The organism is Aeromonas sp. sif2433, assembly GCF_019218705.1.
Lineage (GTDB): Bacteria > Pseudomonadota > Gammaproteobacteria > Enterobacterales > Aeromonadaceae > Aeromonas > Aeromonas encheleia.
On sequence record NZ_JAHUXD010000010.1, the window covers coordinates 23166 to 37736 of the forward strand.

Genomic DNA, 14571 nt, shown 5'->3' on the forward strand with positions numbered 1-14571 from the left:
CGCACTCTCCTCTGGTTGAGGATCCTTGATAGAGGCTACCGCCGGGAGAAGGTAAAGCACCATGATGGGCCGGCGCCTCAGACCATGGCCGCAGCGCACTTGAGGATTGAGAAATGGCGGCCCAGTAGCCGCGGTGTTATCGGGCTTTGTTGCTCAGGGCCGGTTTCTCAGCGCCGGATTGAACACCCGCTTGAGGGAGGCAGGGTTGTTCACCAGTTTCGCCATGGGGCGACGGGGGCGTCTTACCAGCTCGCCGCCGCAGTTGGGGCAGAGATGATGCAGATGGTGCTCGCAGCAATCGGCGCAGAAGGTGCACTCGAAGGAGCAGATATAGGCCTCCTCGCTGCCGGCGGGCAGATCCTGGTCACAGCATTCACAGTTGGGTCTGAGTTCGAGCATCGTGGTTGGCCTCAGTGGCAGGCGGCAGAAGGTGAAGGGCTCAGTCGACTATAAACAGTCTGGCGCCCTGCTCGGTGAAGGATCTATGGGGCTCGGCGTCGTCGGCCACCTGATAGCTCATGCCCGCCGTCAGGGTGAAGACGCGGCCATCCTGCAACTCGGTGTGCAGTTCCCCCTCGATGCACAGCAGCACATGGCCCTTGCTGCACCAGTGATCCGCCAGATAGCCGGCGGAATACTCCACCATCCGCACCCGCAGCTCGCCAAAGCGCTGGGTATGCCAGCGGGCGACACCGGTTTCCCCTTTATGCTCGGTCGGCTCTATGTCGGCCCAGCGGGTCGTGCAAAACGGCAGGTTCTTGATTTCCATCACAACTCCCTTTGTCGGAAAAATCGGCATAGCCACGGCGCGACTTGATTGCCCGTCGAGGGCTATCCGTCATCCCACCGCTAGGTCAGAGTGCCAGGATCAAGCGGGCCGCCCCTCTGGCGCCCCTTATACTGCCATCGAATCCGGCCCCGTGACATGCCCCGTCTGGCCCCCGATAGGGCACTAGCGCTTGAGACTGCCCATCACCTGCATCTCGCAGCGATTGCAGTCAAAGCGCAGGCGGAACAGGTCCTTGCCCATCTTAAGCTCCAGAGGTTCGGGTTTGAGGCCGGGCACCTGCTTGTGGCAGAGGTTCTGGCTGAAGCGGATGCAGTGCTTGGTGATCATCAGCACCACCTCGCCCTCCTCCTTGTTCGCCTCAAAAGCGGGGGCGATGCGCGCCACCCCGTGCTCGCGGAAGAACTGCTCGGCGGCGCCATTGAGCACGTTGCCAAGGTAGGAGAGACGGTGCTGGGGATGGGCCACATCCCGCAGTGCGATGCGCCGCTCTGGCCGCCGGTAGGCGGCGAGCCGTGCCGCCTCCAGCGCCGCTATGCCGTCCCGCCGCAGACCGTTGAGCATGGACGCCGCAATAAACAGCGGCATCGTTAACACCAACTCGATCTGGCGCGCCACGAACAGGGTGTTGCCGAGCTTGCCAAGCTGATCCCGCGCCTGTTGCAGCGCCCGCGCCGGGTTGTCGGCCGGCTGCTTGTCACAGGCGAGGGTCACGCTGGCGCTTATGCCCTGCTCGTCACAAAGCGCCAGCCGCAAGCCTTGCTCGCACTCGGATAACCGCAGATCGACCCGGATGCGGCGCTCGGCGCTCGGCTTCTCCAACAGCTTGCTGAACGCGCTGTCGTGGTTGCGGTAGATGGTGGTGCCCAGCTTGAGCCCGGGCACCGGCTCGGAGAGCAGTAACTGCTTACCTTCTACCTTGTTCAACCGCATCCCCACCAGCTCGTCGTTCGGCTTGAAGAAGCCGAGGCCGTCGCCGTTATTCAGTGTCACCTGATGCCCATCTATCTCTATGCCCTCCCGGGTTAGCCTGGTGACCCTGCCGAGGGGTTCCCCCAGGTATTTCGGGCTCCTGGGGGAACCGATATCGGCCTTGCGCTCGTGCAGGAAGTAGTCCGTCGAACCGCGATTGAAGCTCTTCTTCGGATCCGGCACGAAGCTGTAGCTGCAACTGCCGGCGGAGGCGGCCACCAGATCGGGGCGTTTATCCAGAATGGCGTCGAGCCGCTGGCGATACCAGGCGGTGACGTTCTTCACGTAATCCAGCCCCTTGAGCCGCCCCTCGATCTTGAAGGAGCGGATACCCGCCTCGATCAGCGCCTCCAGGTTCGCGCTCTGATCCATGTCTTTGAGGGAGAGCAGGTGACTGTCCGCCACCAGCACCTCCCCATCCGGCTTCTGCAGCGAGCAGGGCAGCCGGCAGAGCTGGGCGCACTCGCCGCGGTTCGCGCTGCGGCCGGTGCGGGCATAGCTGATGTTGCACTGGCCGCTGTAGGAGACGCAGAGCGCGCCGTGGATGAAGAACTCCAGCTGCACATTGGTCTGGGCGCTGATGGCGCGGATCTGTTCCAAGGAGAGCTCGCGGGCCAGCACCACCTGGGAGAAGCCCACATCCTGCAGGAACTTCACCTTCTCCGGGGTGCGGTTGTCGGTCTGGGTGCTGGCATGCAGCGCTATGGGGGGGAGGTCGAGTGCCAGCAGCCCCATGTCCTGCACGATCAGCGCGTCAGCCCCGGCCTCATAAATCTGGTGGGCGAGGCGTTGGGCCTGCTCCAGCTCGTGGTCGTGCAGCAGGGTGTTGAAGGCGATAAACAGCTGGGCACCGAAGCGGTGGGCATGGCGCGCCAGCGCCTCTATATCCTCGAGGGAGTTGCCCGCGGCGCTGCGGGCACCGAACGCGGGGCCACCCATGTAGACGGCATCGGCTCCATGGTTGATGGCTTCGATGCCGTAGGCGAGGTTCTTGGCCGGAGCCAGCAGCTCAAGACGGTTAGTCTGGGTATGATCCTGCATAGGTCTGGTCTGAAGGCGGACGAGAAATGCCCGTCACTCTAGCGAGACCGGGCGCCCCCCGCCTTGATCCCGCTTAAGATCACCGCAGAATGCAGGATTGGACAAGCCGACATCCCGAAACGGGAGATGCGGCTCTCGCCGGGCCGAGAAAAGCCTATGTGGTCACCCCTCATCCCCAACCCTTCTCCCACAAGGGGAGAAGGGAGCAGAGAGATTGTGCTGGCTACACTGGCACCAAACACTGGTCTAGATCACCACCTTCAGCGCCAACCCCAGCAGCACCAGGCCGCTGACTTTGTCGATGACGGAGGACTTTGCCTTGAGCCAGGTCAGCACGGGGCCGCGGGAGAGCACCAGCGCCACTAGCACGTACCAGATAGCATCGATGCCACCGGCGGTCAGCATCATGATGCCGCCCTCGCGCCAGCCGGTGTCGGCGTGGACGAACTGGCTGAACAGGGCGATGAAGAAGATGGCGAGCTGGGGGTTCAGGAAGGCCACCATGAAGCCCTCGAACGCGCCCTGCCGACCGCGCAGCGCATGCACCGCCTCCTCGGTCGCGCCGCTCGCGGGTTTCGCCAGCAGCGCCTTGATACCGAGCCAGGCGAGGAAGGCCGCGCCGCCGTAACGAATGAGATCGAACAGCAGCGGGGTCTGGGTGATCAGCAAGGAGAGACCCAGGGCGGTGACCAGCGCATAGATGCCGACTCCCAGGCCATGGCCGAGCGCGGTCGCCACCCCGTGGCCCTGCCCGCCCTGCACCGTATTACGGATGATCAGCGCCAGACTCGGCCCAGGGCTGATGGCCCCCATCACACAGATTGCCGCCAGCGCCAGCCAGCTCGTGAATTCCATAACTGCCTCTATCTCGAATGAAAATGAATACCGGCAGTCAGGTTAAGCGGGCGCGCTGCCATGCCAGAAGTGAAAGTTATGAATAGAGCCCATAGCCAATGGCTATGGGTCAGCACGACTCACTACCTCAGGATCTGCCGAGCGGTTTGTGGCTCTCGTCCAGTAGCTTGCGGCTCTCGGCTAGTTGTTTGCGGCTCTCGCCGAGGGTCCGCTGCAGATGTTCTCGCAGGAAGGGATAGGCCAGCTCCCTGAACCACTGGTGGGCCGGATCCTGATGATGGCGCTGGTGCCACAGCAGATGATACTGCTGGGAGCGGGTGGCGAAGGGCAGATCGCAGAAGCTCAGGCCGTGCTCCTGCGACAGTTGCCAGGCGATGTGGGCCGGGGTGGTCATCAGGCAATCGGTGCGCAGCAGCACCTCGACCGCCGCCTGGAAGAAGGGCACCCGGGCGAACCAGCGCCGGGAGAGGCCCTGGGGCGTCAGCACCTGCTCCACCGGGCTGTCCTTGTCACCGCCGCCGCTCACCTGCAGATGGGGCCAGGCGAGGTAGTCCTCCAGGGTCGGCGCCGTACCAGACAGCGGATGGTGACGCCCCATCAGCATCACCAGCCGGTCTTCCCCCTGATGCAGGCCGCGGATCTGATCCGGCACCAGCTCCGTGATGGTGGAGACCAGATCCAGCTCGGACTGCCACAGCTGCGGCAGCTGGCGCTTGTCCCACAGGCTGTATTCGAGCGCCGCCAGCGGCGCCGCCCTCGCCAGCGCCGCGCAGATGTCCGGCAGGATGTGCTGGGCCACATAGTCGGAGGAGGCGAGCCGGAACACCCGCTCGCAGCGGGCGGGCTCGAAGCCGGGCGCCTCGTAGAGCCGCGCCAGGGCCCCGAGCGGATCGGCCAGCGCCGCCGCCAGACTCTCGGCCCGCGGGGTCAGCAGCCAGCGTTGCCCCTCCCGCACCAGCAGCTCGTCGCCAAACTCGCCGCGCAGCTGATTGAGCTGCTTGCTGATGGAGGGTTGACTAAGGTGCAGCAGCTCGGCGGCCCGGCTGATGTTGCGGGTCTCCAGCAAGACCTTGAGGGTTGGCAACAGGTTGAGATTCGCTTTGTGCACTCAGATCATCCCTGGGAGAAACCAGCCCCTATCTTAGGGCAAGGCGGGGCGCTATTTTAAGCAAAATCACCGGCTTATTCGTCCCCCACCCCGCCTTCCGCCATTTGCCAAAACAGGGCCGCGAGATGACACTGGAAAACCGGTACGGCATAATTGCGCGAGTTTCCGCCCGCGGGCGATCCACAACAAGAAGCGATAACAAGATGAAATACGCCAATATCACCGGCTGGGGCAAATGCCTGCCCCCCGCAGTGCTGACCAACGATGCGCTCAGCACCATCATGGAAACGTCGGATGAATGGATCTATCCGCGTACCGGCATCAAGGCACGCCGGGTCTCCCACGTCAGCAACACCGAACTCGCCACCCTGGCCGGTCGCCGCGCCCTGGCCTGCGCCGGTCTCGAGGCCGGTGCGCTGGATGGCATCATCCTGGCCACCGCCACCCCGGGCACCCTGATCCCGAATTGTGCCTCTGCCGTGCAGCAAGCCCTCGGCGCCCACAAGGCGGCGGTGTTCGACCTCAATGCCGCCTGTACCGGCTTCGTCTATGCGCTCTCCGTGGCCACCTCCCTGGTCCAGACCGGCATGATGCAGAAGGTGCTGGTGATAGGCGCCGAGCGTCTCACCCAGTTGCTGGACTGGGCCAAGCGCGACACCGCCGTGCTGTTTGGTGACGGCGCCGGCGCCGTGGTGATCGAGGCGAGCGACAACCAGTCCGGCCTCATCGCCAACAAGCTCGGCTGCGACAGCGAGGCGCGCGAGATCCTGCACGTGCCGAACTTTGGCACCGATCGGGTACGCTTCGCCGACATCGACGGCCTCTTCACCTTCAACTTCGAGGGGCAGGAGATCTTCAAACGGGCCGTGCGCGGCATGGGTGAGGCCACCGGCGCCGTGCTGGCCCAGGCCGGCATCACCCCCGAGCAGGTCGATCTCATAGTGCCGCACCAGGCCAACATGCGCATCATCGAGACCCTGGCCAAGCGCATGAATGCGCCTATGGACAAGGTGATGGTCAACATAGAGCACTACGGCAACACCTCGGCCGCCACCGTGCCCATCGCCCTGTGCGAGGCGCTGGAGCAGGGTCGGGTCAAGCCGAACTCCTATCTGCTCAGCGCCGCCTTCGGGGCCGGCCTGACCTGGGGCGCCGCCCTCATCAAGTGGGGCGACAGGGTCACCCCGCTTGGCCACTGCGATGTCGAGCTGCCGCCCTGTGAGCAGAGCGCGCTGGAGCTGATCGCCCACGCCGTCGCGGGCTGCCAGCAGGCCAGCACCGAGGTCTGAGCCAGGCCGCCACTGCGTGAACAGACAAGGCGCAGTTGCATGAACAAGAAAGAGGAGCCAGCGCTGGCTCCTCTTTCTTATCTCCATCTTTATCTCCGCCCCTCTTCCCTGCCGCCAATCACCCCGTCCACATCCGCGCCCAAACGGCGGCGCACCGCCCCTGAAAGTCATTGAAAAGCGTGAATTTTGAGCTGAATAAATCAAAAAATAACCAAACGATATTTTTTTGTCGTCAGAATGGGCCTGAGGGGTTCACAACCTTACCGGATCTGGTAGTATGCGGCCTCGCACTTGGGGAGGGGTTCCCGAGCGGCCAAAGGGATCAGACTGTAAATCTGACGGCTCTGCCTTCGAAGGTTCGAATCCTTCTCCCTCCACCATTCAAGTGCGAAAAATCAGGAAAATACCCCGTGGAGGGGTTCCCGAGCGGCCAAAGGGATCAGACTGTAAATCTGACGGCTCTGCCTTCGAAGGTTCGAATCCTTCTCCCTCCACCATCTTCCTGAACTGTATGAGTTAGGCCTGTAAAAAAAGTAGTACCCCTGTGGAGGGGTTCCCGAGCGGCCAAAGGGATCAGACTGTAAATCTGACGGCTCTGCCTTCGAAGGTTCGAATCCTTCTCCCTCCACCATTCTTCAGAAAACCCGGCCCAGCGCCGGGTTTTCGCTTTTATGGCTAGATGCCATTTGGCACTGTCAGATCTGACAATTGCCCTCCCCCGCTTTTTTCGAAACAGTGGACTCCTCACCGTCAGGAGCCACCTCGCATGTTTGCAATCTGGGATGAAACCGGTCAGGAGCAGGGCTTGAGCCTGCCCCAACTGCAGCAACGGCTGCACAACTATCAGGGCGACGTCATGGTGCGCTATCTCAATCGCCTCGGCCTGTCGACGACCCTGTTCCTGACCGTCCGCGAGGGCCGCGCCTACCAGCGCTTCAAGGCCGGCACACCGCCGCTGGACTGGGCCTGGCTGGACCAGGCCATCGGGCACGTGCCCCTGCTCGATGGCCGCCTTCCGCAGTCGCACCACGCCCTTCGTTAAGCCGCTCGCCGCCGGGCACTAACCCGTGCCCAGGTAGGCCTGCGCCGCCTGCCAGCCCATCTGATAGCCCTGCTCCAGCTTGTCCGGATCCGTGGTCATGCGACCGACCCTGAAGCCCGCGGGCGGATGAATGAGCCGGATGCGGCAATCCGCCGGCGGATTGCGGATGAAGTCGATGGCGTCGTTGTAGCTGTGATGGCGGGCCAGGCTGGCGCGGGCCAGCGCCGGGGTCTGCCGCAGCAGGTAACGGTGCAGGGCGGGCAGACGCGGCGCCCGCTTGCGATAGCCGAGCGGGCGGGAGAGCACCACTGTGATGTCCCGCGCCCCCTGCTCATAGGCGTGGCGCACCGGGATGGAGTCCGCCACCCCGCCGTCGGTCATCGCCTCGCCCCCGAGCCGCACGAAGTCGCGATAGGCGAGCGGCACCGAGCAGGAGGCCTTGATCTGCTGCTCCAGCTCCTCCGCCGTCGCCTTGAGATAGGCGGCCTGCCCGTCCGAGACCCGGGTGGTTACCACCGTCAGCGGCACAGGGTTAGCGGCAAACCGCGCCAGATCGAGCCGGCACTCGCGGATGGTGATCTCCCACAGCCAGTCGAGATCCAGCCAATGACCGCCGCGCATGAACTTCGCCAGGCTGATGAACTCGGGGCGACAGGAGTAATCTGTGATGACGCTGTGGTTGCGCCCCTGCTGGCCGGCCAGGAAGGCCGCCAGGTTGACCGCTCCCGCCGAGACCCCGATGCAGTGATCGAACGCCGTCACTCCCCTGGCCATGAAGGCATCCAGCACCCCGGCGGCAAAGATGCCGCGCATGGCGCCCCCCTCGACCACCAGGGCCGTTTGCCGCCGACTCATCTCGTTTCCCCTCTGTTCTGCTCTGTGAATGGACTCACACTTTGGCTCATCCGGCGCCCTACCCAAGGGCGGGATCCCTATAATGGCCACGCCTCACTTGACCCTACAGAGGCATAACATATTGATGCTACGGAATATTACAATGAAAAATATCAACAAGTCCCTGCTCGCCGCTGCCATTTCTCTCGGAATGCTGGCAGGCTGTAACAGCAACAATGACTCCAAGGCCCCCGATCCCATGGTTCGCTTCGCTACCTTCAACCTCTCGTTCGATCGCACCGCCCCCGGCATGTTGAGCGGCGAACTGGCCCTGGACCGCGCCGCCCAGGATGCCCTGCTGGCCCGCTATCAGGACGGTGACACCAGCCTCGGCAAGGCCGAGATCACCCAGGCGAAAGACGTGCAGCAGATCCGCAATATCGCCGAGATCATCCAGCGCACCCGCCCGGACGTCTTCCTGCTGAACGAATTCGACAACGACGGCAAGGGCGAGAGCACCGCCGATCTGAAGGCCTTCAACGACAACTACCTGGCCCACCCGCAGCACGGCGAGGTGCAGGCCATCAGCTACCCGGTGATGCAGAATTTCGCCACCAACACCGGCCTGATGAGCGGTCATGATCTCAATCTGGACGGCAAGCGCAACAGCGGGCCGGATGACGCCTGGGGCTTTGGCAACTACCACGGCCAGTACGCCTTCGCCCTGATGTCGAAGTACCCCATCGATACCAAAGGGATCCGCACCTTCCAGCGGTTCAAGTGGAAGGACATGCCGGGCGAAGCCAACCCCATCATCGACGACTGCAACAACCCCAAGGCCCCGATCCCGGCCGGTCGCCAGTGCGGCGATGCCTGGTATGACGCCGCGGCCTGGGAGCAGTTCCCGCTCTCCTCCAAGAATCACGCCGACGTGCCGGTGCGCATCAAGCAGGGCAACAAGGAGGTGGTGGTCCACTTCCTCATCTCTCACCCGACCCCGCCCATCTTCGGCAACGCGGCGCGCCACAACGTCAAGCACAACAGAGCCGAGGTCGCCTTCTGGCAGGACTATGTGGAGGCCGCCAGCTACATGGTGGACGACGCAGGCAAGGCCGGCGGCCTGCCACAGGGTGCCAGGTTCGTCATCGCCGGGGATCTCAACGCCGATCCCCAGCTCGGTGACGGGGATCTCAGTGCCATCCAGGACCTGCACAACCATGCGCTGGTCAACCAGGCGGTCACCAACGGCGCCCTGATCCCGGTCAGCCAGGGTGGCCCCGAGTGCCTCGCCAGCCAGCCGGATCAGTGCAAGCGCAACAACGGCCGCACCACCCCGGAGCGCATCACCAGCAGCAGCGGCCTGCAGCTCGATCACCTGATCCCCTCCGCCAACCTCAACGCGGTCGCCTCCGGCGTGTTCTGGCCCGCCAGCTTCGAGCCGGGCTACCACCTGGTGTATGACGCCAAGCTCGGCATCGCCAAGGGAGTGAGCTCGGACCATCGCCTGGTGTGGGTGGACGTCGAACTGAACCCCTAATACGCGGGATCATCGCAAAATAAAGCGGGGCCATGATGGCCCCGCTTTTTTTGCATCTGGCGCTACACCAGCTTCTCTACCCGGGCCGGCAAGCCCTGGCGCGCCGAGGAGCCGATGGCCCAGTCCACCAGGGGATAACGACCGTGGCGACTGGGATCCAGCACCGCCAGATCGTTGAGGTTCACCCCGGCGCCGCGCAGGGCGCTGGCCGCCACCCGCTGGCCGTCTATCCAGTGCTCCCGCGCCCCCAGCTCCTTGTGACCGAAGCCGTGCTCGATGGCGATGGCATCCGCCTGCACCCCGGCCACGCACTCGGCCAGCCCGATCACGCTGCCATTGGGGGTGCTGACCCGCACCCTGTCCCCGCTCACTATGCCGAGGCGGGCCGCCGTCTGGGCGTTGAGCCGCACCCCGTTGCTGGGGTGCACCTGGCGCAGGCGATCCGAGCCGATGCTCATGGAGCTCATGGTGTGGGACTTGTAGCTGGTGAGCAGCAGGGGCCACTGGGCCGGCTTGAACGCCTCGCTCAGCGGCGTGCCATCGGCGAGCTGGGCCAGGAAGAAGCGCGGGGTGCCGCTCAGGAACTGGCCGCTCTGACTGTGACGGCGGCTGCCCACCGCCGGGTTCCACAGCATCAGGGGCTTGGGCCAGCGCTTGCTCGGCTGACCCGCCTCGTCGCGCCCCTTGGCGACCGGCTCGAAGCGCCCGCCCCTGGCGTAGAGATAGGCGGCGCGGCTCGCCTCCTCCGCGCTCAGGGTGGCGTTGAGGGTGGGCAGGATCCGCTCCACCCCGGACCAAGCGAGGTCTTCAGCGCCGATGGGAGGCACCGGCTGGCCGAGGTAGGCAACGTTGGCCGCCCCGTAGAGGGAGAAGTCCGCCGCCTTGTTGAGCCCATGCAGCTTGCCATCCGCCCCCTCGATCGCCCCCTCGCCGAAGCCCGGCAGGCCGAGGCGTTTCGCCACCGCGATGAGGAAGGACTCCATGCAGACGGGATCCCCCTCGGCGGTCTTGACCACTCTGGGCTCGATCACAGGCCAGCGCCCGGTCGAGACCTTGGTCATGACCCCGTGCCAGGCGGTTGCCCAGCCCCAGGACTCGTAGGTCAGGGTGTCAGGCACTATGTAGTCAGACAGCGCCGAGGATTCGTTGATGAAGCTGTCGATGCTGATGAACAGCGGCAACACCCTGGGGTCTTTGAGCTGTTCACCTATGGCCTGGTGCAACCCGGCCTGACCGTAGAGCGGGTTGCCCATGTGGTTGATCCAGGCCTTGGCGCGGTAGGGGTAACCGCTCACCGCCGCGGTCAGGTGCTCGCCGAGCAGCGGGCCCGAGATCGGGAACCAGGGCTCGTGGGCCGGATAGGGGTTCTGCCCCGCCTCTTTCTTGCGACGATATTCGGAGGTCTTCTCGTAGGGGAACTTGGAGCGGGAGAGGAAGACGCCGGCGGGTTTCACCATGCCGGGGAAGCTCTCCAGATCGTAGCGCGGCCCGCTCCCGAAGGGATTGAACTTGCCGCCGCTCGCCACCGCGCCGCCCTTGACGTTGAGGTTTCCTATCATGGCGTTGAGCATCATGATGGCCCAGGCCGTGTAGAAGCCGTTGGCACTCATGGTGCCGCCGTGGGTGATCACCGCCGCCCGGGTGCCGTGGCTGGTGAACTCCCGCGCCAGTTCGACGATATCGGCCACCGGCACGGCGCACTCGGCGCTGTATTGCTCGAGGGTATGCTCCCGGCTCGCCTCGGCCAGCAGCTGGAAGCTGCTCTTGACCGCCAACTCCCCGCCCGGGGTCGAAATGCTGCGCGCCACCCAGAGTCGGGCCCGCTCGCAACGGCCGGCCGGTGTCGGCTCGTCACTCCCCTCCTCGACCACCAACACCTCATCCCCCTCGCCATAGGCTTCACCGCTGTGGGGCAGCCCCAGATCGCTGGCGTGCAGCATCTGGCCGAAGCGGGGGTGCGACTCGTCGCTTATCACCAGATGGCTGGCGTTGCTGAAACCGCGATAGCCGGCTCGCTCGGCAGCTTCTGCGTTGGGTGCCGCCAGGAAGGGCTCGGCGTAACGATCGTTGTCGATGATCCAGCGCAGCATGGCCAGGGCCAGGGCCGAGTCGGTGGCGGGCCTGATGGGCAGCCAGCGGTTGGCGGGGGCGGACGGCAGGTTCACCGTGTTCGGCAGGCTGGGCGCCACCACCACGTAGGAGAACGGCTTGCCCTCCCTAGCCCGGTTCGCCGCCAGCTGGCGGGACTGGCGCTTGAAGGGGTTGCCGGACTGCTGGGGTGAGGTGCCCATGAACAGCAGGAAGTCGCTCTCGTCCCAGTCGGGCTTGAGGTGGGCGTTCTTCTCCAGATCGTCCAGCAGGGCGCCGGCCCCCACCCGGAACGACAGGCCGCAGTAGGCGCCGTGGTTCGCGAAGTTGCGGGTGCCGAAGCCGTTGAAGGTGAAACGCTTGATGAAGGCGTCGCGGCCCTCGTCCGAGGCGTTGCTCACCAGCAGCTGGTTGGCCTTGGGGCCATATTCCGGGTTGGCGGGATCGAGCGGCTCGGCGAGGTTGCGGATGGCCCTGAGCCCCTCGACGCTGCCCTCCCCGAACAGATCGCCCCCTTCCACCACCTCCTCGATCATCTGCTCGAACGGGATGCTCTGCCAGCGACCGCTGCCACGGGGGCCGACCCGCTTGAGGCAGCGGGTGACCCTGTGCGGGCTGTCGAGCTGCTCCAGCATGGCGTTGCCCCGGGCGCAGGCGGTGGAGCGGCCATCCAGGCCCCCCTCCTGATAGCCGCTGGTGCCGATCAGCGCCTGCTTGACCGGCGTCTTGAAGTCGATGTGATGCAGGGCGGACAGCGGGTGATAAGGGTTGCCGAGGATCCGCACTATCTTGTCGCTCTCGTTGTCGATGCGGGCCCGCACCCCGCACAGGGTCCAGCAACCGAGGCACATGGTGTTGGCCAGCCGCTGGGCCGGGTTGGGGTGGATCTCCCCCCGCTCATCGACCCTGTACTCCACCGCCAGGGAGTTGCCGTGGATGGGATCCCGGGTCGGCTTGCCCGAGCTGCCGGTGGCCACCCCGCTCACCACCTGCTTGAGGGTGTCGCTGTAACCGGCCACGAACAGCCCCGTGCCCCCGGCGATGGCGGCCCCCTTGAGAAACTTGCGTTTGCTGTGATCCATCAGATTGCCTCGCGAGCGGAATGAGTGGTGGATGCCTGGGTGGCGGATGGCAGAGCAGGGACGCGTACCAGCTCGGAGAGCGCCACCAGCAGGGCCAGCAGCAGGCCGAAGGTGCCGAGGATACCGAGCACCCCGGCCGGCCCCCAGGCGATCTGGTAGACATAGACGCCGGCGCCATATTTCGGTGCCAACTGCCCCTGAATGAGCACCAGCCAGCGCAGGCCCCACACCAGGTGCAGCGCCAGCAGCGCCACCCCCCAGGATTGCAGACGGGGGGAGAGCCGGTGCCCCGCCAGCAGCAACAGGCCGAGCAGGGCCAGGGTCAGCAGCAGCCAGTGGGCCGCCAGCCGCCAGCTCGGATCGAGCCGATAGAGGGCGCCAGCCTCAGCCGCCGAGGCGCCGCCGAGCAGGGCCCAGCCCAGCAGGGAGAGCGCGAGCAGGCCAAGGGTCGGGCGGATCTGGCGCAGCAGCCCCGCCTCGGTGTGCCCCTGCCAGCCCGCCAGCAGCCGGTTGAGCAGCAGCAGGGCGCTCTGGGCCGCCAGCACGGCGCTCAGCGCCAGCAGCCAGGGCAACCAGGGGGTATGCCAGAGCGGGCGCGCCTGCACCGCCATGGTCTCGAGCCCGGTGTAGAGCGCTATGCTGAGCCCGCTCAAGGCCGCCATCAAGGCAAGCGGCTTGCGCCAGCGCTCGCCGGACCAGCCTCCCAGGCAGAGCAGCCGCGCCAGGGCGGCGACCCTGTCATGCTCCTCCCCACGCCTGGCCAGGTTGGGCCTTATCAGCAGCCAGCCCAGCCCCATGCTGAGCAGGCTGAACAGCGGCAGCAGGTAGGCGCCATACCACATGATGGAGCCGAAGCGGGTCTGGGCGTAGAAGTGCCAGGCCCGGGCCGGCTGGTGCAAGTCTGCGGTCAGGGCGATGGGCGCCACCAGGCCGGCCCCCATCATCAGCACCGCGGCCAGGGTCTGCAGCCGCCGATCCGGCACCTTGCGCCACAGATCGGCCGCCCCCAGCCAGAGGGCGCCATAGGCCAGGCCAATCAGGAAGAAATATTGCACCGCCCAGGGCAGCCAGGTGATGGGTTGATCCGGGGCCAGCAGTTCATTAATGGTCATGGGCTATCTCCTTGCCGTCATCGCCAAGCAGGGTGCGCTGCGCCGGGTGGCCGTCGATCTTGCTGACAAACGCCTCATCCATGCCGAGATAGAAGACCCGCGGCTGGGTATGGGCCTCGGGCTTGAGCACCCTGAGCGCGGACTCGTATTCCCGCAGCAGCCGGCTGATCTGGCTCTTGGGATCGTTGAGATCGCCGATGATGCGCGCCTCGCCGACGCAGCTCTCCACGCAGGCGGGCAGCAACCCTGCCTCCAGCCGGTGGGCGCAGAAGGTGCACTTGTCGGCGGTGTTGGTCTCATGGTTGATGAAGCGGGCGTCATAGGGGCAGGCCTGCACGCAGTAGCCGCAGGCGACGCACCAATCGTTGTTGACCACCACTATGCCGTCCTCGCGCTGGAAGGTGGCGCCGGTGGGGCAGACATCGAGGCAGGCGGGCTCGGCGCAGTGGTTGCAAAGCCTGGGCAGCATGAAGAGGGAGGCGGGGGAATCGAGGGCCGCCACGTCGCTCACCTCGTACTGGCTGACCGTGGTGCGAAACTGGCCGAGGGGGGGCTGGTTCTCTATGGTGCAGGCCACGGTGCAGGCCTGGCAGCCGACGCAGCGGCGCAGATCGATCAGCATGCCATAGCGCTTGCTACCATCCCCCCGGCCGATGGCCGCCCGCTCATTGCGGGGGACGGGTACGGACTGGGCCTGAACTTGGGCTTGAGTCACGGGGATCAGGGCCGCCCCCGCGGTGAGGGCGGCGATCCCGGATAACAATCGGCGCTTGCTGAGCTCCATGGCTTCTTTCCTTCTGCTGAGCGGGCTTCCCCTGAAGGGG

The 14571-nt window shown here is 65.4% G+C and carries 12 protein-coding genes and 3 tRNA genes; 6 read left to right on the forward strand and 9 right to left on the reverse strand.

All coding sequences use genetic code 11. The annotated features are described in order from the left end of the window. Positions 1 to 153 precede the first annotated feature (153 nt). The 5 genes from KW825_RS15500 to KW825_RS15520 form a co-directional block, all read right to left on the reverse strand. Positions 154 to 399 (reverse strand): DUF1272 domain-containing protein, encoded by a 246-nt coding sequence (locus tag KW825_RS15500; protein WP_218329706.1) that lies wholly within the window; start codon positions 397 to 399, stop codon positions 154 to 156. Positions 400 to 439: 40 nt separating this feature from the next. Continuing rightward, on the reverse strand, positions 440 to 769 hold the full coding sequence (locus KW825_RS15505; RefSeq protein ID WP_218329707.1) for a DHCW motif cupin fold protein: 330 nt from the start codon (positions 767 to 769) through the stop codon (positions 440 to 442). A gap of 183 nt (positions 770 to 952) precedes the next feature. Next, positions 953 to 2800: a U32 family peptidase gene (locus KW825_RS15510; protein ID WP_218329708.1), complete on the reverse strand. Its 1848-nt coding sequence runs from the start codon at positions 2798 to 2800 to the stop codon at positions 953 to 955. Between the two features lie 246 nt (positions 2801 to 3046). Next, positions 3047 to 3655, reverse strand: coding sequence for a LysE family translocator (locus KW825_RS15515; RefSeq protein WP_218329709.1), 609 nt, complete (start codon positions 3653 to 3655; stop codon positions 3047 to 3049). Positions 3656 to 3782: 127 nt separating this feature from the next. Further along, positions 3783 to 4763: a LysR family transcriptional regulator gene (locus KW825_RS15520; protein WP_218329710.1), complete on the reverse strand. Its 981-nt coding sequence runs from the start codon at positions 4761 to 4763 to the stop codon at positions 3783 to 3785. A gap of 203 nt (positions 4764 to 4966) precedes the next feature. Between KW825_RS15520 and KW825_RS15525 the strand changes: the two genes are divergently transcribed. The 5 genes from KW825_RS15525 to KW825_RS15545 all read left to right on the forward strand — a co-directional run bounded on the left by KW825_RS15525 (position 4967) and on the right by KW825_RS15545 (position 7094). Beyond that, positions 4967 to 6052, forward strand: coding sequence for a ketoacyl-ACP synthase III (locus tag KW825_RS15525; RefSeq protein WP_218329711.1), 1086 nt, complete (start codon positions 4967 to 4969; stop codon positions 6050 to 6052). A gap of 295 nt (positions 6053 to 6347) precedes the next feature. Beyond that, a tRNA-Tyr gene (locus tag KW825_RS15530) sits at positions 6348 to 6432 on the forward strand. Between the two features lie 32 nt (positions 6433 to 6464). Then, positions 6465 to 6549: transfer RNA gene (locus tag KW825_RS15535), tRNA-Tyr, on the forward strand. Positions 6550 to 6598: 49 nt separating this feature from the next. After that, positions 6599 to 6683, forward strand: a tRNA-Tyr gene (locus tag KW825_RS15540). A 135-nt stretch (positions 6684 to 6818) separates the two neighbouring features. Further along, positions 6819 to 7094, forward strand: coding sequence for a hypothetical protein (locus KW825_RS15545; protein WP_218329712.1), 276 nt, complete (start codon positions 6819 to 6821; stop codon positions 7092 to 7094). 18 nt (positions 7095 to 7112) lie between these two features. Here KW825_RS15545 and KW825_RS15550 read toward each other — a convergent pair whose 3' ends face one another. Next, positions 7113 to 7949 (reverse strand): patatin family protein, encoded by an 837-nt coding sequence (locus KW825_RS15550; protein WP_218329713.1) that lies wholly within the window; start codon positions 7947 to 7949, stop codon positions 7113 to 7115. Positions 7950 to 8091: 142 nt separating this feature from the next. Here KW825_RS15550 and KW825_RS15555 point away from each other — a divergent pair, with 142 nt between their 5' ends. Continuing rightward, positions 8092 to 9465 (forward strand): endonuclease/exonuclease/phosphatase family protein, encoded by a 1374-nt coding sequence (locus KW825_RS15555; protein WP_218329714.1) that lies wholly within the window; start codon positions 8092 to 8094, stop codon positions 9463 to 9465. A gap of 62 nt (positions 9466 to 9527) precedes the next feature. Here the strand turns inward: KW825_RS15555 and KW825_RS15560 are convergent, their stop codons facing one another. Genes KW825_RS15560 through dsrO form a run of 3 tightly spaced genes read right to left on the reverse strand, consistent with a single transcriptional unit; the run spans position 9528 to position 14531 of the window. After that, a complete protein-coding gene (locus KW825_RS15560; RefSeq protein ID WP_218329715.1) occupies positions 9528 to 12635 on the reverse strand; it encodes a tetrathionate reductase subunit A in 3108 nt (1035 codons plus the stop codon). Beyond that, positions 12635 to 13747, reverse strand: coding sequence for an NrfD/PsrC family molybdoenzyme membrane anchor subunit (gene nrfD, locus KW825_RS15565; protein WP_218329716.1), 1113 nt, complete (start codon positions 13745 to 13747; stop codon positions 12635 to 12637). Before nrfD ends, KW825_RS15560 begins: the two co-directional genes overlap by 1 nt. After that, on the reverse strand, positions 13737 to 14531 hold the full coding sequence (gene dsrO / locus KW825_RS15570) for a sulfate reduction electron transfer complex DsrMKJOP subunit DsrO (RefSeq protein ID WP_218329717.1): 795 nt from the start codon (positions 14529 to 14531) through the stop codon (positions 13737 to 13739). Before dsrO ends, nrfD begins: the two co-directional genes overlap by 11 nt. Between the last annotated feature and the right edge of the window lie 40 nt (positions 14532 to 14571).